Annotated in this window: 19 protein-coding genes; 9 read left to right on the plus strand and 10 right to left on the minus strand. The window is 41.2% G+C overall.

The annotated features are described in order from the left end of the window. Positions 1 to 95 precede the first annotated feature (95 nt). The 4 genes from BLR53_RS17905 to def are packed head-to-tail and all read left to right on the plus strand — an operon-like array spanning position 96 to position 4,101. Complete coding sequence (locus BLR53_RS17905) at positions 96 to 1,064, plus strand: DUF2157 domain-containing protein (protein ID WP_074591686.1); 969 nt, start codon at positions 96 to 98, stop codon at positions 1,062 to 1,064. Continuing rightward, the gene (locus BLR53_RS17910) at positions 1,064 to 2,239 is read left to right on the plus strand and encodes a hypothetical protein (protein ID WP_074591640.1); all 1,176 of its coding nucleotides are present in this window, start codon (positions 1,064 to 1,066) and stop codon (positions 2,237 to 2,239) included. Before BLR53_RS17905 ends, BLR53_RS17910 begins: the two co-directional genes overlap by 1 nt. Before the next feature lie 50 nt (positions 2,240 to 2,289). Then, positions 2,290 to 3,519 (plus strand): M16 family metallopeptidase, encoded by a 1,230-nt coding sequence (locus tag BLR53_RS17915; protein ID WP_037437596.1) that lies wholly within the window; start codon positions 2,290 to 2,292, stop codon positions 3,517 to 3,519. A gap of 18 nt (positions 3,520 to 3,537) precedes the next feature. Next, positions 3,538 to 4,101, plus strand: a complete 564-nt coding sequence (def, locus tag BLR53_RS17920) for a peptide deformylase (RefSeq protein WP_037437598.1) — start codon at positions 3,538 to 3,540, stop codon at positions 4,099 to 4,101. Here the strand turns inward: def and BLR53_RS17925 are convergent. The 3 genes from BLR53_RS17925 to BLR53_RS17935 are packed head-to-tail and all read right to left on the minus strand — an operon-like array spanning position 4,098 to position 6,149. Further along, the gene (locus tag BLR53_RS17925; RefSeq protein WP_074591642.1) at positions 4,098 to 4,739 is read right to left on the minus strand and encodes a hypothetical protein; all 642 of its coding nucleotides are present in this window, start codon (positions 4,737 to 4,739) and stop codon (positions 4,098 to 4,100) included. The two genes, def and BLR53_RS17925, sit on opposite strands and share 4 nt — an antisense overlap. Before the next feature lie 54 nt (positions 4,740 to 4,793). Next, positions 4,794 to 5,039 (minus strand): NifU family protein, encoded by a 246-nt coding sequence (locus tag BLR53_RS17930; protein WP_037437605.1) that lies wholly within the window; start codon positions 5,037 to 5,039, stop codon positions 4,794 to 4,796. Positions 5,040 to 5,072: 33 nt separating this feature from the next. Then, complete coding sequence (locus BLR53_RS17935; RefSeq protein ID WP_037437606.1) at positions 5,073 to 6,149, minus strand: Mrp/NBP35 family ATP-binding protein; 1,077 nt, start codon at positions 6,147 to 6,149, stop codon at positions 5,073 to 5,075. Positions 6,150 to 6,268: 119 nt separating this feature from the next. Here BLR53_RS17935 and BLR53_RS17940 point away from each other — a divergent pair, with 119 nt between their 5' ends. From BLR53_RS17940 to BLR53_RS17950, 3 genes are read left to right on the plus strand one after another with little or no spacing between them, the layout of a single operon-like run. Beyond that, on the plus strand, positions 6,269 to 8,410 hold the full coding sequence (locus tag BLR53_RS17940) for a transglycosylase domain-containing protein (protein ID WP_074591645.1): 2,142 nt from the start codon (positions 6,269 to 6,271) through the stop codon (positions 8,408 to 8,410). A 14-nt stretch (positions 8,411 to 8,424) separates the two neighbouring features. Further along, a complete protein-coding gene (gene hpt, locus BLR53_RS17945) occupies positions 8,425 to 8,970 on the plus strand; it encodes a hypoxanthine phosphoribosyltransferase (protein ID WP_051759445.1) in 546 nt (181 codons plus the stop codon). Between the two features lie 57 nt (positions 8,971 to 9,027). Continuing rightward, positions 9,028 to 9,696: a phosphatidylserine decarboxylase family protein gene (locus BLR53_RS17950; protein WP_037437609.1), complete on the plus strand. Its 669-nt coding sequence runs from the start codon at positions 9,028 to 9,030 to the stop codon at positions 9,694 to 9,696. A gap of 325 nt (positions 9,697 to 10,021) precedes the next feature. On the opposite strand, the gene rplS is transcribed toward BLR53_RS17950, so the two are convergent. The 5 genes from rplS to BLR53_RS17975 form a co-directional block, all read right to left on the minus strand. Further along, positions 10,022 to 10,369 carry a 50S ribosomal protein L19 gene (rplS, locus tag BLR53_RS17955; protein WP_037443216.1) on the minus strand — a complete coding sequence of 116 codons (348 nt, stop codon included), beginning with the start codon at positions 10,367 to 10,369 and terminating at the stop codon, positions 10,022 to 10,024. Between the two features lie 161 nt (positions 10,370 to 10,530). Beyond that, complete coding sequence (locus BLR53_RS17960; RefSeq protein WP_037443214.1) at positions 10,531 to 10,794, minus strand: hypothetical protein; 264 nt, start codon at positions 10,792 to 10,794, stop codon at positions 10,531 to 10,533. 134 nt (positions 10,795 to 10,928) lie between these two features. Then, entirely contained in the window at positions 10,929 to 11,606 is a 678-nt protein-coding gene (trmD, locus tag BLR53_RS17965; protein ID WP_074591647.1) for a tRNA (guanosine(37)-N1)-methyltransferase TrmD, read from the minus strand. A gap of 4 nt (positions 11,607 to 11,610) precedes the next feature. Continuing rightward, positions 11,611 to 12,138, minus strand: coding sequence for a ribosome maturation factor RimM (rimM, locus tag BLR53_RS17970; RefSeq protein ID WP_037443210.1), 528 nt, complete (start codon positions 12,136 to 12,138; stop codon positions 11,611 to 11,613). Between the two features lie 85 nt (positions 12,139 to 12,223). Continuing rightward, a complete protein-coding gene (locus tag BLR53_RS17975) occupies positions 12,224 to 12,790 on the minus strand; it encodes a 30S ribosomal protein S16 (RefSeq protein ID WP_074591649.1) in 567 nt (188 codons plus the stop codon). A 122-nt stretch (positions 12,791 to 12,912) separates the two neighbouring features. On the opposite strand from BLR53_RS17975, the gene BLR53_RS17980 reads away from it, so the two are divergent. Then, positions 12,913 to 13,452, plus strand: coding sequence for a 5' nucleotidase, NT5C type (locus BLR53_RS17980; protein ID WP_074591651.1), 540 nt, complete (start codon positions 12,913 to 12,915; stop codon positions 13,450 to 13,452). 41 nt (positions 13,453 to 13,493) lie between these two features. Continuing rightward, positions 13,494 to 13,814: a heavy metal-binding domain-containing protein gene (locus tag BLR53_RS17985; RefSeq protein WP_037443206.1), complete on the plus strand. Its 321-nt coding sequence runs from the start codon at positions 13,494 to 13,496 to the stop codon at positions 13,812 to 13,814. Positions 13,815 to 13,890: 76 nt separating this feature from the next. On the opposite strand, the gene pfkA is transcribed toward BLR53_RS17985, so the two are convergent. Then, positions 13,891 to 14,874: a 6-phosphofructokinase gene (gene pfkA, locus BLR53_RS17990; protein WP_037443204.1), complete on the minus strand. Its 984-nt coding sequence runs from the start codon at positions 14,872 to 14,874 to the stop codon at positions 13,891 to 13,893. A 6-nt stretch (positions 14,875 to 14,880) separates the two neighbouring features. Continuing rightward, the gene (locus BLR53_RS17995; protein ID WP_083332130.1) at positions 14,881 to 16,620 is read right to left on the minus strand and encodes a protein-disulfide reductase DsbD family protein; all 1,740 of its coding nucleotides are present in this window, start codon (positions 16,618 to 16,620) and stop codon (positions 14,881 to 14,883) included. Positions 16,621 to 16,623 lie beyond the last annotated feature (3 nt).

The raw sequence follows: 16,623 nt of genomic DNA on the forward strand, positions 1-16,623 counted from the left end.
TCATTTTTAAGTACAATAGCCTATCATCAAGGGATGTTCCAATTTGTTAAGCCTTGTCAAATTGACAGTTGAATAAAAAAATTTATATTGCTTACATGAAGAAATACCAGAAACTATATGCGGCCGGTCTTATTTCTGCAGAGACACTTAACCGGGTGATACAGCTCCAGGAAAAACCGGTCTTTTCCCTGCACCGGGAAATCAGGATGATACTGTATGCGGGTATTCTTATGTTAAGCACAGGTCTCGGCATTCTTATTTATCAAAACCTGGACAGTATCGGACACCAGGTAATTTTAGCCTTAATTACAGCGATCACAGCTGGTTGTTTTTGGTATACATTTAAAAACCAGTCCCCATATCAGCAGGAAAAGCAAAATTCAACTAACGTTGCTGCGGATTATATCTTACTGTTCGGTTGCGTGAGTTTGCTTAGCTTACTGGCCTACCTGCAATTTCAGTATGATTTTTTTGGTACGCGGTATGGACTAGCCACTTTTATTCCTACAGTAATCTTATTTTTCATGGCTTATCGTTTTGATCACCAAGGTGTACTGGGTATGGCAATTACGAATCTGGCCCTCTGGATGGGCGTATCTATTTCTCCTCAGGTGCTATTCGGCCTGACCAGAATTAATGAAAGCCCATTAATCTGGACCTACGTTTCTTTAGCGTTATTACTTATCACTGCAGCGTATTTAAGTGAATGGTTCAGGATAAAACCTCATTTCAAATTTATTTACCTCCATTTCGGCTCACATATTCTGCACTTGAGTATGCTCACTGCATGGTTCGCTTATTCCGGAAGTTATAATTGGATTTATCTGCTACTGACGATATTCTCAGCCGCTTTGCTATATAAAAACGGTAAAAGGGAGCAATCATTTTACCTGATCCTGATCCAGCTGTTTTACGCCTATATTGCAGCTAGCATATTATATATGGACTCGTTAAAATGGATCCACCTCAGTAGTGACCCTTACTTGTTTATACTTTGGTTTATCATCTCTCCAGTGCTACTTGCCCGTCATATTTATCAACTGCATAAAAAACTCAAACAGTAATGATCGTCTATCCTTCAGAAAGCGTTAAAAATCTGCAATTGATTCAACAGATACAAGATGAAGCAGCATATACAGGTATTACCGCTGCCGAGATCGGTGCCATAGCCAAAGCCCATCCGGTTACCTTCTATATACCCACCTTTTTAGTCAGGGCGGGCCTTTTTCTTTTAACCGTGGTAATTGTATTTGCAAGTAGCGCGCTGCTCTCACTACTTTTTGGGGGATTGATGCGTGACAAAAATTTACCTTATGCCCTGCTTCTCTTCGGCCTTCTTTGTTATCTTGCGCTGGAAAAAGTTTGTAAAAAATATCAGCATTATCAGGCGGGTACAGATGATGCACTGACTCTCCTTTCCTCTGGATTTTTGCTCACCGGGGTCCTTTGGCTGCACGAAATCAATACGCAGAGCTGGTCACCCTCCGCGTGGTATTTATTTGCGTCGCTGTCGACCGCTGTAATCAGCTTATGGTATGTTATCCGGTTCGCAAGCCCGTTAATGACAATAATTTCCGCTTCCGCACTTTTGATGGCATTTTTAACTGCATTGCATATCCTGAATCCTTCCGGTATTTTACTCATACCTTTTGGTGCATTGTTTTTTGCTGCGTCACTCTGCTATCTGGTTCTGAATACAAAGATGAAAGCTATTTTAACGGTGTACAGTTCATGTTTAGCTGTTCTGATACAGTTCGCTGTGTTTACCGCCGGACTCGCTTTTAATTACTACGTCGCAGACCAGACCGGAAAAGAACTCTCTGGTACTACATTTCAGGTCCCGCTCCCCTATTTCTTCTGGGTCTGGACATTTGTTTTTCCATTAGTGTGTATTGGCTATGCCCTAAAGAAACATTCTCGGATGCTTCTGAATTCAGGGATAATTCTACTAACTGCAACCGGTCTTACCTTTAAATACTACGACACTTTAGTACCTCTTGAATACCTGCTGAGCGGTGCCGGTGCATTACTGCTATTAGTCAGCTGGCGACTGCTAAAGTGGCTCAAAAACCCGAGATACGGGTTGGCCGGTCAGGTTCCTTTTCCACAGAATAACACGGATCAGGAGCGGGTCGATTCTATTATCATCTCGGCCACTTTACCTCAACAAAAACAGCACTTACCAGATCGATTCGGCGGTGGCAATTTCGGAGGAGGTGGTTCTTCTTCAGATTTTTAGATCCTAAATTTACAATCGGGTGGCGGATTTATGCCGTATCTTTGCGCCGAATGGAATATAACGTACACACATTGCCCAATGGCATCCGCCTGCTGCATGTACCTGCTGCTTCTACAATTTCACATGCCTGTATTATCGTTAACAGCGGCTCCAGGGATGAAAACGAAAGCCAGGCTGGTCTCGCTCATTTCATTGAGCATATGATCTTTAAACGCACAGAGAAAAGAAATACAAATCAGATTCTAAATAGACTGGAAAGTGTTGGTGCAGATCTCAATGCTTATACCACCAAAGAATATACCTGTATCCATGCTTCCTTCTTACATCCTTATCTGGGCAGGACGCTAGAACTTTTTCATGATATCGTATTCCATTCAACTTTTCCGGAAGATGAAATGGAGAAAGAAAGGGGTGTTATACTTGATGAAATCGCTTCTTATCTAGATCAGCCGGAAGAAGCTATCTATGATGATTTCGAGGACATGGTCTTCAGGGATCACAGTCTGGGAAGAAACATTCTGGGCACCACAGAAAGTGTAAGCAGACTTTCGGGGAAAGATATCAAAGATTTCATTTCGGCTAATTACCGCACTGATCAGATAGTTGTGGCTGTGCTTGGAAAATACTCCCTTGATAAAGCGGTTAAAATCTTCACTAACTACTATGAGGCTGTACCAGCTAATAAAGGTTCGCATAACCGGATCGCGCCTTCTGCCGCACCAGTAATTAAAAGGGTAGACACCAAACCTATTATGCAGGCGCATACTGTGATCGGTTCTACTGCCTATTCGTTGTACCATCCCTTCAAAACCGGTCTGTTATTGCTGAATAACCTGCTTTGCGGAAACGCGATGAGCTCAATCCTTAATCTTCAGCTCCGGGAAAAACATGGAATAGCCTACAGTATAGAGTCTGGCTATAGTCCGCTTTCCGATACGGGTATATTTACGATCTATTTCGGAACCGATAAGGAGAAAGTAAACAAGGCGATCTCGCTGATTGACAAAGAATTTAAAAAACTGCGTTCAAACCCCCTTACCGAAATTCAGCTCCGAAAAGCAAAACAGAAGTTTATCGGACAGATCGCACTTGGAGAAGAGAATAGAATCGGTCTGATTGTATCCATGGCCAAAAGCCTGATCGACTATGACAAAATAGACAATCTGGATACTGTCTTTGCAAAAATTGAGGCTGTTACCACTGCTGAGATGGAGCAGATCACTGCTGAAATACTCAACGAGAAAAATTTGAGTGTGTTAACTTTTTACCCTTTAACCTAATATTTGTACTTTTGCACCATGAAATTACCAATCGTAGCCTACGGAGATCCTGTTCTGAGAAAGGTCTGCCAGGATATCAATCAGGATTATCCGGAATTAAAGAAACTGATCAGTGACATGTTCGATACCATGTATGCCGCTTACGGTGTAGGTCTTGCAGCGCCACAAATTGGCCTTCCGATCAGGTTGTTTATTGTAGATACCGGTGAGGACGAAGATGGGAAAGAAGGCTTTAAAAGAGTCTTTATTAATGCCCGGATTCTGGAAGAAAAAGGAGAGCCATGGGCATTTACCGAAGGCTGCCTTAGTATCCCGGAAATCCGCGAAGATGTAATGCGCAAACCTGTTGTTGTCGTGGAATACTATGATGAGAACTGGGAATTACATGAAGAAGAATTATCAGGAATGCCGGCGAGGGTTGTACAGCATGAATACGATCATATTGAAGGTAAATTATTTACCGATACCTTGAGCCTGCTCCGTAAAAGAATGTTAAAATCTAAACTGGATGCAATATCAAAAGGTGATATCCGCGCAGAGTACAAAATGAAATTTCCGCAACAACGCAATAAGAAACGTTAATTATTCTCTTTACGGCTTTTATCGCCGCTAAAGATTTGCTCCATAAGTTTCCCCCAGGCGAAGGGATTGAGTAAAGGCGTGGTAGGAACCATATTTTTGTTCAGTGCCCTTTCCTGGTCTAACCTGAAATTGGCAGATGAAATTTCCCGAGCATCCCTGGGTAAATACTCAATCATTCCGCTGATAGAACTGCCTGACAGATTTTTTCTTGCAATTTCTGTATCGTCATCTGCTATTTTAAGGGCCATAAAGTCTTTAGTGAAGTCTTCTATAGTCGCCCATGGGTAAACCTTTACTGCAGGTAGATAAACGATCTCTGATTTCATTTTAACCATAGCCGTATATTTGACGTCCCTTACGTCAGAAGGAATCACTACGACCTGTTCGCCGTAACCAATCGCGCTATAAAGAAGCGTGTCACCGGGATGTGCAACGATAGAAAAGAAACCTTTATAATTTGCCGCATATTTCTGATCCTTATTTGACTGATTGGTTATGGTCACATATGGCACGACGAAGCTACTATCCTTGTCGGTAATAATGCCCGAAAACTGAACCAGTCTCTTCCCTCCCGGCGCCTGTTGCGCGAACAGGCCGGTGGATAAAAAGAGAAGGGCTAGTGTGAAAATATATTTCATGCAGGCAAAAATAGCGCTAATCAGCGCAGCAACTAGTTAAAGAATGTTAAAATCCTAAACTGGCTCGGAAAGATTAACAGCCTCAACTCCGGTGATCTGTGGAACAGCTTTTAAGATCGCTTGTTCGATACCAGCTTTCATTGTCATGAAACTCATTTTACAAGAACCGCAATTACCCAAAAGACGTAATTTCACTACGTTATCTGCAGTAATTTCTTCAATGGCAACGTCTCCACCATCAGCAATCAGATAAGGGCGAATAGTTTCAAGGGCCTGTTCAACTTGTTGTTTTAACTCCATAATATTTTATAAAATCTAAATTTAGTGAATTTTTTAGCAATTAGCGGACTTTGCATTATGTATGGCTATCTGCTGAGCTATTTTACCGGCAATTTCTCCAAAAGCCAAAGCAGTTGGCGTGGTTTTATCCAAAGAGATCGGCTCACCGTTATCTCCCCCTGCTGTGATTCCCTGTACCAATGGTATTTCACCCAGGAACGGCACATCAAATGACTTCGCCAGCTCTTTACCTCCGTCTTTACCAAAAATATAATACTTGTTATCCGGCAACTCCTCCGGAGTAAAATAAGCCATATTTTCTATAACGCCTAAAACAGGGATATTGATACCCGGCATTCTGAACATTGCCAGACCTTTACGCGTGTCTGCCAGTGCCACCTGCTGCGGGGTTGTGACAATCACAGCACCGGCTATCGGAAAGCTCTGGGTAATGGTAATATGAATATCGCCCGTTCCCGGCGGAAGATCCACGATTAAATAATCCAGTTCACCCCAATCTGCATCATTAAACAGCTGTTTAACCGCATTGGAAGCCATTGGTCCTCTCCAGGGCACAGGCTGATCAGGATCTGCAAAAAAGCCGAGTGAAAGTAACTTAATACCAAATTTTTCTATGGGCAGAATCAGCGTTTTACCATCAGCTGTTTCTCTTGCACTCGGTTTTGCACCCAGCAAACCAAACATTGTCGGAACAGACGGCCCATAAATATCAGCATCAATCAAGCCAACTTTTGCGCCATCAGCCGCAAGTGTCACGGCAAGATTACTCGCAACGGTTGATTTACCCACCCCGCCTTTTCCGGATGATACCAGAATAATATTCCGGATTTCATTCAGCTGACTTGTATCTGCTGGTTTCGTTACCCGGGATGTAATATTAATATGAATTTCCGCGTTCTTGTCAACAAAATGTTTAATCGCGTTGGTACAGGCATTTTTTAGCATATCTTTCATCGGACATGCCGGAGTAGTTAACTCCAGTGTAAAGCTTATGTTTTTATCGTTTATGCTCAGGTCTTTAATCATGTTAAGCGTAACCAGATCTTTTTTAAGATCAGGATCTTCTACATTTCTTAAAGCCGACAAAACTTGTTCCGTGCTAATTGTCATTGCCCAAAATTAACAAAAGCCACTCACAATTAATTGATTTTAGGCTTTTTAAGTGTAATTTTAACACGAAATATACATTTGTCAATCCAGACCAGCTATTTTAACAGGTAAATTTAAAGATGCAGCTACCTCAAATTAATATTCCGCAAAAATACATCAAAGCCGGTGCATGGGTACTTGGCATTCTGGCCGGCATCCTGATGGTTACCGGTGTAATCGCTTATAGCAAAAGGGAGGCCCTACTCAAACGGATGATGGCCAGCGCAATAAATAAAGCTGACAGAGATTACGGTCTGGAAATTAAGATTGCGCAGGCAGGATTCAGCGGATTAAGCACTGTTGAACTTAAAGACATCTCTGTGGTTCCTAAAGACCGTGATACGCTCTCCACAGTAAAAGAACTGAAAATCGGTGTAAAATTATTCCCGCTTATTTTTGGAGATGTAAAGCTGGCTGAAGTGATCATGCACAGTGGTAAAGTAAATATTGTCCTGCGTGACAGCCTGACGAATCTGGACTTTTTTCTGAAAAGAAAGAAAAAAGATAATCCGGATGCGAAAGCGAAAATCGAATTGAACGAAATTGCCCATGACTTGTTAAACCAGGTGCTCAACAAAATTCCTGATGATATGGAAATGAAAGATTTCCTTTTCAGCCTGAATGATAATGATACCGCAAAAGTAAACCTCCTCACGACCACTGCTACCATTATAGACGGAGACCTGCTCTCCACGATCAAAGTAAACGGCGATGCTGCAACCTGGCATATAAATGGGAAACTGAAACCAGGTAAAAAACAGCTTGATGTCTTGTTCTTTGCAGATAATCAAAAAGTAGAACTCCCATACCTGGAAAATAAACTCCATGCAAAGCTCAGCTTTGATACGGTAAGAACCGAAATGAAAAATGCAGCCTACAGTGGTGATGATTTTAAGATCACAGGTTCCTGGTCAGTAAAAAACCTGCTCATCAACCATCCTAAAATAGCTGCCGATGATATCGTTGTTTCCGCCGCAAGGATAGACGCCGATATGCTGATAGGCAAAAACTATATTGCACTGGACAGCACATCCAAAGTATTCCTAAAAAATGCAGTCCTGCAACCTTATCTGAAATATACCCTTTCACCTGATAAGATTTACGAAGTTAAACTACATGCTGATGAACAGGATGCGCAAGCGGTACTCGATGCTTTCCCGCAAGGCCTTTTTGAATCTCTGGACGGCCTTAAAGTTAAAGGTAAAGTCAAATATGATCTTAACTTTTATCTCGACAGTAAAAATCCGGACAGCCTGAAATTTAGCTCTTCTTTAACACCAAACGGATTTAAAATCCTGAAATGGGGTAAGACCAACCTGCAAAAGATCAACGAAACCTTTATCTATACTCCATATGAGTACGGTAAGCCCATGCGTGATATCGTAATTGGCCCATCTAACCCGAACTTTACACCGCTCGGCCAGATCTCCAGTAATTACAAAAATGCATTACTTACAGCAGAAGACCCTTCCTTTTTCTCCCACAAAGGTTTCGTGGAAGAATCAATCCGCAAATCATTTGTGATCAATTATAAAGAGAAAAAATTTGTACGCGGCGGAAGTACTATTTCCATGCAGCTGGTAAAGAATGTATTTTTGAGCCGCCAGAAAACGCTTTCCAGGAAAGCTGAAGAAATCCTGATTGTCTGGCTAATTGAAAACAACAGATTAATCAGTAAAGAGCGAATGCTGGAGGTCTATTTCAATATTATAGAGATGGGCAAAAACATCTATGGTATCGGCGAAGCCTCACATCAGTATTTCGGCAAAAGCCCTGCCTCGTTAACCATAGGAGAAGGTATATTTCTGGCTAACATCGTTCCGCGTCCAAAGATCGCCATGTTTAAATTTAACGGTGATGGTAGCCTGAAGGGCTACATGCTGCCTTATTTTAAATATATGGGCAGAATTATGGCTAACCGTGGTCTTACGCCTCAGGACACCAGCGGTTATGGTTTCTACAACGTCAGGTTACGTGAAGGGTTGCGGCAGTACTTGCTCCCGGATTCTGCAAAAGTAGATACAACTGCCTTCGATAACGATACAGATGCCCCCGTGGTTATGCAGGATGAGTCAAAAACGCTTTTTGACAGGCTTTTTGGAAAATCTAAAAAGGACACTATAGCCAAACAACTCAACCCTCAGGATACCGTAAAAAAATCACGCAGAGAACTACGTAGAGAGCGTAGGGAACAGAAAAAACTAGAAAAGCAGGACGAATAGCGCCTGAAGAAAAAATGAATACAATACAAGTTGGAGACCGGTCATTCGAAATTCTGATTGAGAATGAAACCATCAATAAAAAAACGAGATTACTGGGTATCCAGCTAAATGTCGATTACGAAGGTCGTTGCCCTATTTTTATAGGTGTACTGAACGGCAGTTTTCTTTTCATGGCCGATCTGGTCAAAGAAATGGAAATCCAGTGTGAAGTTGGATTTATCCGTGTATCCTCTTATCAGGGTACTGGAAGTACAGGTACAGTTAAGGAAATTTTAGGTCTTTCCGATCAGCTGAAGGGAAGGGACATTATCCTGGTAGAAGACATTGTTGATACCGGATTTACATTGAAGACCATCTTGGAAAAAGTATACGAGCAGCAACCTGCCTCAGTACAGGTCTGTACTCTTTTATACAAGCCGGACGCGCTGATTTACCCGCTCGAAGAACTCAAATATATCGGATTTGAGATTCCAAATGAGTTCGTGGTAGGCTATGGGCTTGATTATGATGGTCTGGGACGCAATCTGACCTCAATCTATAAAACAATTGATAACAGCTAATCGACTTCTGTAATTCGATAAATTTTTCACAATTTTGCAGAAACTTATTTATACATAATGACAATACATAAAGAAGGTTATACGACCATCGCAATTTCACTCCTTTTTATCTTCGTATTAAATGCGATCATTGATTACAGATTTGCAGATATTACCTGGTTGCGCTGGTTAGCCTATATTCTCTCCTTTGCTTTGTTCATTACCGTATTACAATTTTTCAGAAACCCTTCCCGTACTTTTACCAGCGGAAATGATCTGGTCATCTGCCCCGCAGATGGAAAAGTAGTTGTTATTGAAGAAACGAACGAAAATGAATATTTCAAAGACAAAAGATTACAGGTATCTATTTTTATGTCGCCGGTCAATGTTCACATTAACCGTAACCCAATTTCAGGCATTGTAAAATTCTTCAAATACCACCCGGGTAAATACCTGGCTGCATGGAACCCTAAATCTTCTACTGAAAACGAAAGAACGACTGTCGTTGTAGCTCATGAAAATGGTACGGAAGTTCTTTTCCGCCAGATTGCTGGTGCTTTAGCCCGCAGAATTGTATGGTATGTCAAAGAAGGCGACCAGGTAGAACAGGCGAAGGAATTCGGATTCATTAAATTCGGCTCCAGGGTTGACATTTTCCTGCCGGTCGGCACTAAGATTAACCTGGAACTAAATCAAGTCGTCAAAGGCGGTATAACAGTCCTGGCTGAGCTAACTAAACCGGCTTAACAGAAGCCCGGCGCAAAAAGACCGGAAGGCAAAAAAAAGCAGGATACCTGAATTCAGGTATCCTGCTTTTTTTTGCCTTCCGATTTATCTGTACACTGCAGGTATTTGAACTCATCAAATTTAATTAACTATTCTCTCTATAAATAAGCTGCAAGGAAGGATAGGAACCTCCCGAATAGCTCAATACAACCATTCTGCTGAAATGAGTGTTGTCCGGTAAATTATTTAATGGCGGACATGGTAAACCTTCGTTAACGGGAAAGAATGAGCACAAAAAAAGCCTCCCCGATTTGATCGGGAAGGCCTGTATATTTTGGAGTAGAAATTATACTCTTTTTGTCTTGATACGAGCGGCTTTACCAGTAAGCTCACGCAGATAGAATAATTTCGCTCTACGAACTTTACCGTGGCTGTTAACCTCAATTTTCGCAATGTTTGGAGAATTGATAGGGAAAATACGTTCCACACCAATACCGTTAGACATTTTACGAACAGTAAACGTCTCATTAGCACCTACGCTGTTACGTTGTAAGACCACGCCTTGGTAAATTTGAATACGTTCTTTATTACCTTCGCGAATTTTATAGTGAACACTCACTGTATCTCCTGATTTGAATACAGGAAACTCATTTTTTGCGATTACCTGCTCTTCAACAAATTTTACTAAATCCATGATTTTAAGCTATTAAGCCGACTTTTTTCTATTTAAAATCGGACTGCAATATTAGGAATTTTATTTTATAAAAAAAAGTGAATTTCGAATTTTTCCACATTCTTTTAGATTTCCACAATAATTGTGATGCAGCCGGTTAGCTAAAAAAAAGCCAGCGATTGTTAATATTGGCCTTTAAATAATTCTACAAGGCTTTTTCCATTCATTTTTTCGTTCGCGAGCACTCCGTTTTCCATCCCAAATAAAATTTCAAGTTGCTTAACTTTTTCATAAGGAATATCTTGCGGCTCATCGCTTTTAATTTTTCTGTAATTATGAAACGTGTTCACTGATACCTGCAGTATTCCGGGAATTTCCCGCAGTGCAAAACGATACTCTTTAACCGTTAATTTATCCAGCACTTCATTAATTTTGTATTTATCCATCGGTCATTGAGGTTTAAGTTCTTAACGCCTATAAATATATACAAATAACAAAAATAATTAACTATTAAATATATTTATCTTCTTTATAATTAATCTTAACCTGTAAGTTTTCAGTATTTCCGTTTTAAATTACTTTAATCTTCCAACATATCCGGACGTAGTCTCCTGGTCCTCTCCACAGCCTGCTCATGCCGCCAGTCATTAATCTTCTGTTCATGGCCACTCAAAAGGATATCGGGTATCTGATGTCCTCTCCAGTCTGCCGGACGCGTATATACCGGCGCATCAAGCAAGCCTCCCTGGAAGCTATCAGAAAGCGCCGAGGTCTCATCATTAAGTACACCGGGGATTAATCTAACAATAGCGTCTACCAGTACAGCAGCGGGAAGCTCCCCGCCCGATAATACATAATCACCTATTGAAATCTCACGGGTCACATAAATATCCCTGATCCGCTGGTCAATCCCTTTATAATGACCACAAAGAATAATAACATTTCCTTTTCCAGACAATTCATTCGCAATGGTCTGATTAAGCGTTGTGCCATCAGGTGTCATGAAAATAACCTCATCATATACCCGCTCTGATTTTAAAGCTTCTATGCAAAGCGCAAAAGGCTCTATCGACATCACCATTCCGCTACCCCCACCATAAGGATAATCATCAACACTACGTTGTTTATTCGTTGAGTAATCCCTGAGGCTGTGTACCACAATCTCGGCAATTCCTTTTGTTTGTGCGCGCTGTAAAATAGAATGCGCAAAAGGACTTTGCAAAAGATCAGGCAATACAGTTATTATATCAAAACGCATATCCTTAAGTTGTTAAGTAAATATCCAGCAAGCCTTCAGGCAGATTAACCAGCAATGTCTCGGCATCTTCATCAATTTCCACGATCATATCTTCATTTAACGGAAAGAGAATCTCCTTTTGCTGATAAGAAACCGTAGCTACAAACTGCTGCGGGTATTCATTCACTTCCAGAATCTTCCCTAACTCGCCTTTATTTTCATCCGTTACCACAAACCCTTTCAGATCAGTATACTGGAAATCTTCGTCATCGCGTTCAGGAAGTTTAGTCAGCGGCAGATAGATTTTTTTCCTAAGCAGCGGTTGTGCCTTATCAATATGGTCAACATCATCAAAATAGATATTGGCAGTCTGATTAGGCTGCATTTTGAAGCTGGAAACAAAGAAGGGAACCATTTTGCCATTCATATCTGCAAAGACCACATCAAGATCGAGCAGTTCAGGTTCATCATATTCGAAATAGAGCTGAACTTCCCCTTTCAAACCTTTTGTTTTGGTAATATAGCCGATATAGAATGCTTCTTCTAACGTCATTTAAACAGATTATGTGTTGGAAATAAAAATAGCGAAGAATGCCTTCACAAGAAGGATTCTTCGCTATAAACAAAAGATCAAACGACTAAGCTTGTTCTTCTTTGTTTTCTTCAGTTGCCGGAGTTTCTTCAGCAGCTGTTTCAGCTACAGGAGCTTCTTCAGTCGCTTCTTCAGCTACAACTTCTTCTTCTACAGGCGCATTTTTAAGGGCAAGAGCTGCAGCACGATCTGCATTTTTCTTAGCCTCAGCCTCTAAAGCTGCTTTTCTAACTTCATCTTTAGATTTAGTCAGTCCATCTTTTTTACCTTCGATTTTGTTGTCTTTCGCTGCTAACCATTCTGCAAATTTAGCATCTGCCTGGTCTGCAGTTAAAGCACCTTTTTTAATACCACCTTCTAAGTGTTTTTTGTATAAAACACCTTTGTAAGAAAGAATAGCACGACAAGTATCCGTAGGTTGAGCACCTTTGTTAACCCAGTCTAATGTTTTTTCAAAGTTAATTTCGATAGTAGCAGGATTGGTGTTAGGGTTATAAGAACCTAAACGCTCAATGAATTTACCATCTCTTGGTGAACGGGAATCCGCTACCACTACGTGGAAAAAAGGTTTACCTTTTTTACCGAATCTTTGCAATCTGATTTTAGTTGCCATTTTTTTATAAGTTTATGTATTCAACATAGTTCCCGGAGCTGTATGCTTGCGGGGACGCAAAAGTAAGTAAAATACTACAAACTAACAAGATGCCTGAATTTTTAAACCTTTAACCCCAATATATGAGAATCGCTATAGATATGGATGAAGTCCTGGCAGATCCAATCAGCAAATTTGTAAGCAGATACAATCAGGATTACAACGTCCCGCTGGACCTGACTATGGAGCCCGGTTATGAATTTTTCCACCATATTCCGGAAAATATCAATCATAAATGGTATGATTATATTAACGAAGCCGGATTTTTCCGGGACCTCCCTTTAATTGAGGGCAGTGTGGAAGCTGTGAAAAAACTTCAGGAAGAGCATGATGTTTATATCGTCTCTGCAGCCACAGAATTCAGGAATTCATTAGTTGACAAATATGACTGGCTTTCAGAGCATTTTCCATTCATCTCATGGAAAAACATTGTTTTCTGCGGGAATAAAATTATTAAAGCTGATGTGCTGATCGACGACAGAATCAAAAATTTCGTAGATTTTGACGGTAGAAAATTATTATTCACTTCCCCGCATAATTTACTGGTGACAGATTACGAACGAGTCGATAACTGGCAGCAGGTACTAGAAAAGATACAGCAGCAACCGGCTGCAAAATTGTAACAATATTCAACTTTAATGATCATAAAAATAAATCATATCTTATGTTAGTCACAACAACAAATACTATTGAAGGCAGAAAGATTGTGAAATATCTTGGCCTTGTTACCGGAGAAACTATTATAGGCGCAAATATCTTTAAGGATTTGTTTGCCGGAATCCGTGATATTGTAGGCGGACGGGCAGGCTCTTATGAAAATGTGCTCCGTGAGGGAAAAGACACTGCCGTGCGTGAAATGCAACAATATGCAGCAGCCTTGGGCGCAAATGCAATAATTGGAGTAGACCTGGATTACGAAACCGTAGGTAATGGCGGAAGCATGCTGATGGTAGCAGCATCTGGAACAGCTGTGATCCTTGAATAATACGAAAACAGATAAATCGTATCATAATAAAGGCCCATCTTATCCAGACGGGCCTTTATTATAACCGGCAAATCGACTAGAGAGATAATATCTCCACCAGTTTAAGCCATGCCGGGCTAATTTCTTCTGCATCGATATGTTTAATCGCATGATCGAAAGGGGTGAATACAATCTCTCTGTTCACCTGTCCAACGATATCACCGGAACGACCTTCCATGAGACCTTCAACTGCAGCGACACCAAAACGGCTTGCCAGTACCCGGTCCATACAACTTGGCTTACCGCCACGCTGGATATGCCCCAGTACAGAAACCCTGATATCATAATTAGGAAAGTTTTCCTTTAATACCTCGCCAACGTTAAAGGCTCCGCCTATCTCGTCGCCTTCTGCAACGATGATAATTTTAGAGGATTTATCCTTACGCCCGTACTCCAGTCTTTTGATCAGGCCTTCAACGCCCATATTTGCTTCCGGGATCATGATTGCTTCAGCACCCACACCTATCCCGCTTCGCAGTGCAATCAAACCGGAATCCCGACCCATTACTTCCACAATAAACAAACGATCATGTGATTCTGCTGTATCCCTGATTTTGTCAATCGCATTAACAACGGTGTTTATCGCGGTATCATATCCAATTGTAAAGTCGGTACCCGCCAGATCATTATCTATTGTTCCTGGCAGACCTATAACGGGAAAATCAAATTCAGAAGTAAATAAGTTTGCTCCTGTAAATGTACCGTCACCACCAATAACAACCAATGCATCAATTTCATGCTTGATAAGTTGATCGTATGCACGCTGACGGCCTTCTTTAGTTTTAAAATCCTCACTGCGGGCAGTTTTTAAAATGGTTCCCCCGCGCTGAATAATATTAGCTACAGATTTCCTGTCCATCGGAATAAAATCTCCGTTGACCAGTCCATCGTATCCTCTGAGTACGCCTGTAACGTTCATCCCATAATAGATTCCCGCTCTGACTACTGCCCTGATAGCAGCATTCATTCCGGGCGCATCGCCACCTGATGTTAATACCGCTATGTTTTTAATTTTGTTCATTTAGTCTTATTGCTTTGAGGCTTTAAATTTATCAATTCCAGTCTGTAAATAAGCAGCATATTTTGCCGCATCAAAAATAGCACCCTGAGGGGTAACCAAAGGCTCCAGATCATGTCCGCCTAATACATAGAACGGTTGTGAGTTGGAATTATATCTGCTTGCCTGAAAATCACTATTCCACCTGCCCAAATCATCGGTATTTGTTCGCAGAATTTTGGAATAATGCACCTTTTCGGCTGGCATTTTCACTGATCGTTCATCTACATATAACTGGATCAGCACATATTCTTCTTTAATAATCCGGCCAACTTCAGGGTTGATCCAGACTTTGTCTTCCATTTTCCTGCAATTTACACAGGCATGCCCGGTAAAATCAATAAGGACCGGTTTATTTACTTTCTTCGCATATTCCAAACCTTCGTCAAGATCGAAAAAAGCATTAAAACCTAAAGGCGGATGTAACACATCCTGGTATTTAACCGATGCAGGGAAACCACTGCTGCCTGAAGACGGTTCTGCTGCTCCACGCCCAAGAATAAAGTCTTGGGTATTCATTGGCGGCGCAATACCGCTCAGAATATTCACCGGTGCTCCCCATAGTCCAGGAATTAGGTAAACTGCAAAAGCAAACGAAAATATAGCAAAGAAGAGCCTCGGTACAGAAACATACGGAACATCACTGTCATGAGAGAACTTCAGTTTGCCTAAGATATAAATTCCCATTAAAAAGAAGATCACAATCCACAATGCAAGGAAAATTTCACGATCAAACCATTCCCAGTGCCATACCAGATCTGCTGCAGATAAAAATTTTAGGGCTAATGCAAGCTCCAGGAAACCCAAACATACTTTCACACTGTTAAGCCAGCCACCAGATTTAGGCATACTGCTCAAGAATCCCGGGAAAATAGCCGAAAGTGTAAATGGAAGTGCTAGTGCAAGCGCGAAACCAAACATGCCAATAGCTGGTGCCAGAATTTCGCCTTTTGAACTGGCCTGTACCAGCAATGTGCCGATAATAGGTCCTGTGCAGGAGAACGAAACCAATGCAAGCGACGCCGCCATAAAGAAGATTCCACCCAGTCCTTTACTGTTGTCTGCCTTCTGATCTATCTTATTCACGAAAGAACTTGGCAGCGTAATCTCAAAAGCACCAAAGAATGAAATGGCAAATACAACAAGGAGAATAAAGAAGGCAAAGTTAAATACTCCACTACTACTCAATTCATTAAGCTTTGCAGAACCGAATAATAAAGTAATCAATAAACCAAATGCTACGTAAATCACGATAATGGAGATCCCATAGATCATAGCCTGGAATATCCCTTTTTGTTTACTGCCGGCTTTCTTAGTAAAATAACTGACAGTCAGCGGTACCATCGGAAAAATACATGGCATCAGAAAAGCAATAAAACCACCCAGAAGCCCCTGTATAAATGTCTCCCATAAAGTTTTCTGCTGATCATCTTTATGTAAGTCATGCCCTGCAACGCCATCAGTTCCTGCATCTGCAGCGACAACACTGGCTGTATCTTTCTTCAAAGAATCTGTGCCCTTTACAGAATCTGCTAGCTTCTGCTGTGCAGCCGCATCTTCTGCAGAACCGATTTCTGTAAAAACAATATCATCGGAAACTTCTGTCGTATCCTGCTGCTGTATCCGCGCGAATGCAGATACCTGAACTCCTAATGCCAGTGTAAGCATCAAGGCGCAGATTAGCATAATTCTATTCAATGTGTTCTTCATAGT

It is taken from the genome of Pedobacter antarcticus, assembly GCF_900103515.1.
GTDB classification, from domain to species: Bacteria; Bacteroidota; Bacteroidia; order Sphingobacteriales; family Sphingobacteriaceae; genus Pedobacter; species Pedobacter antarcticus.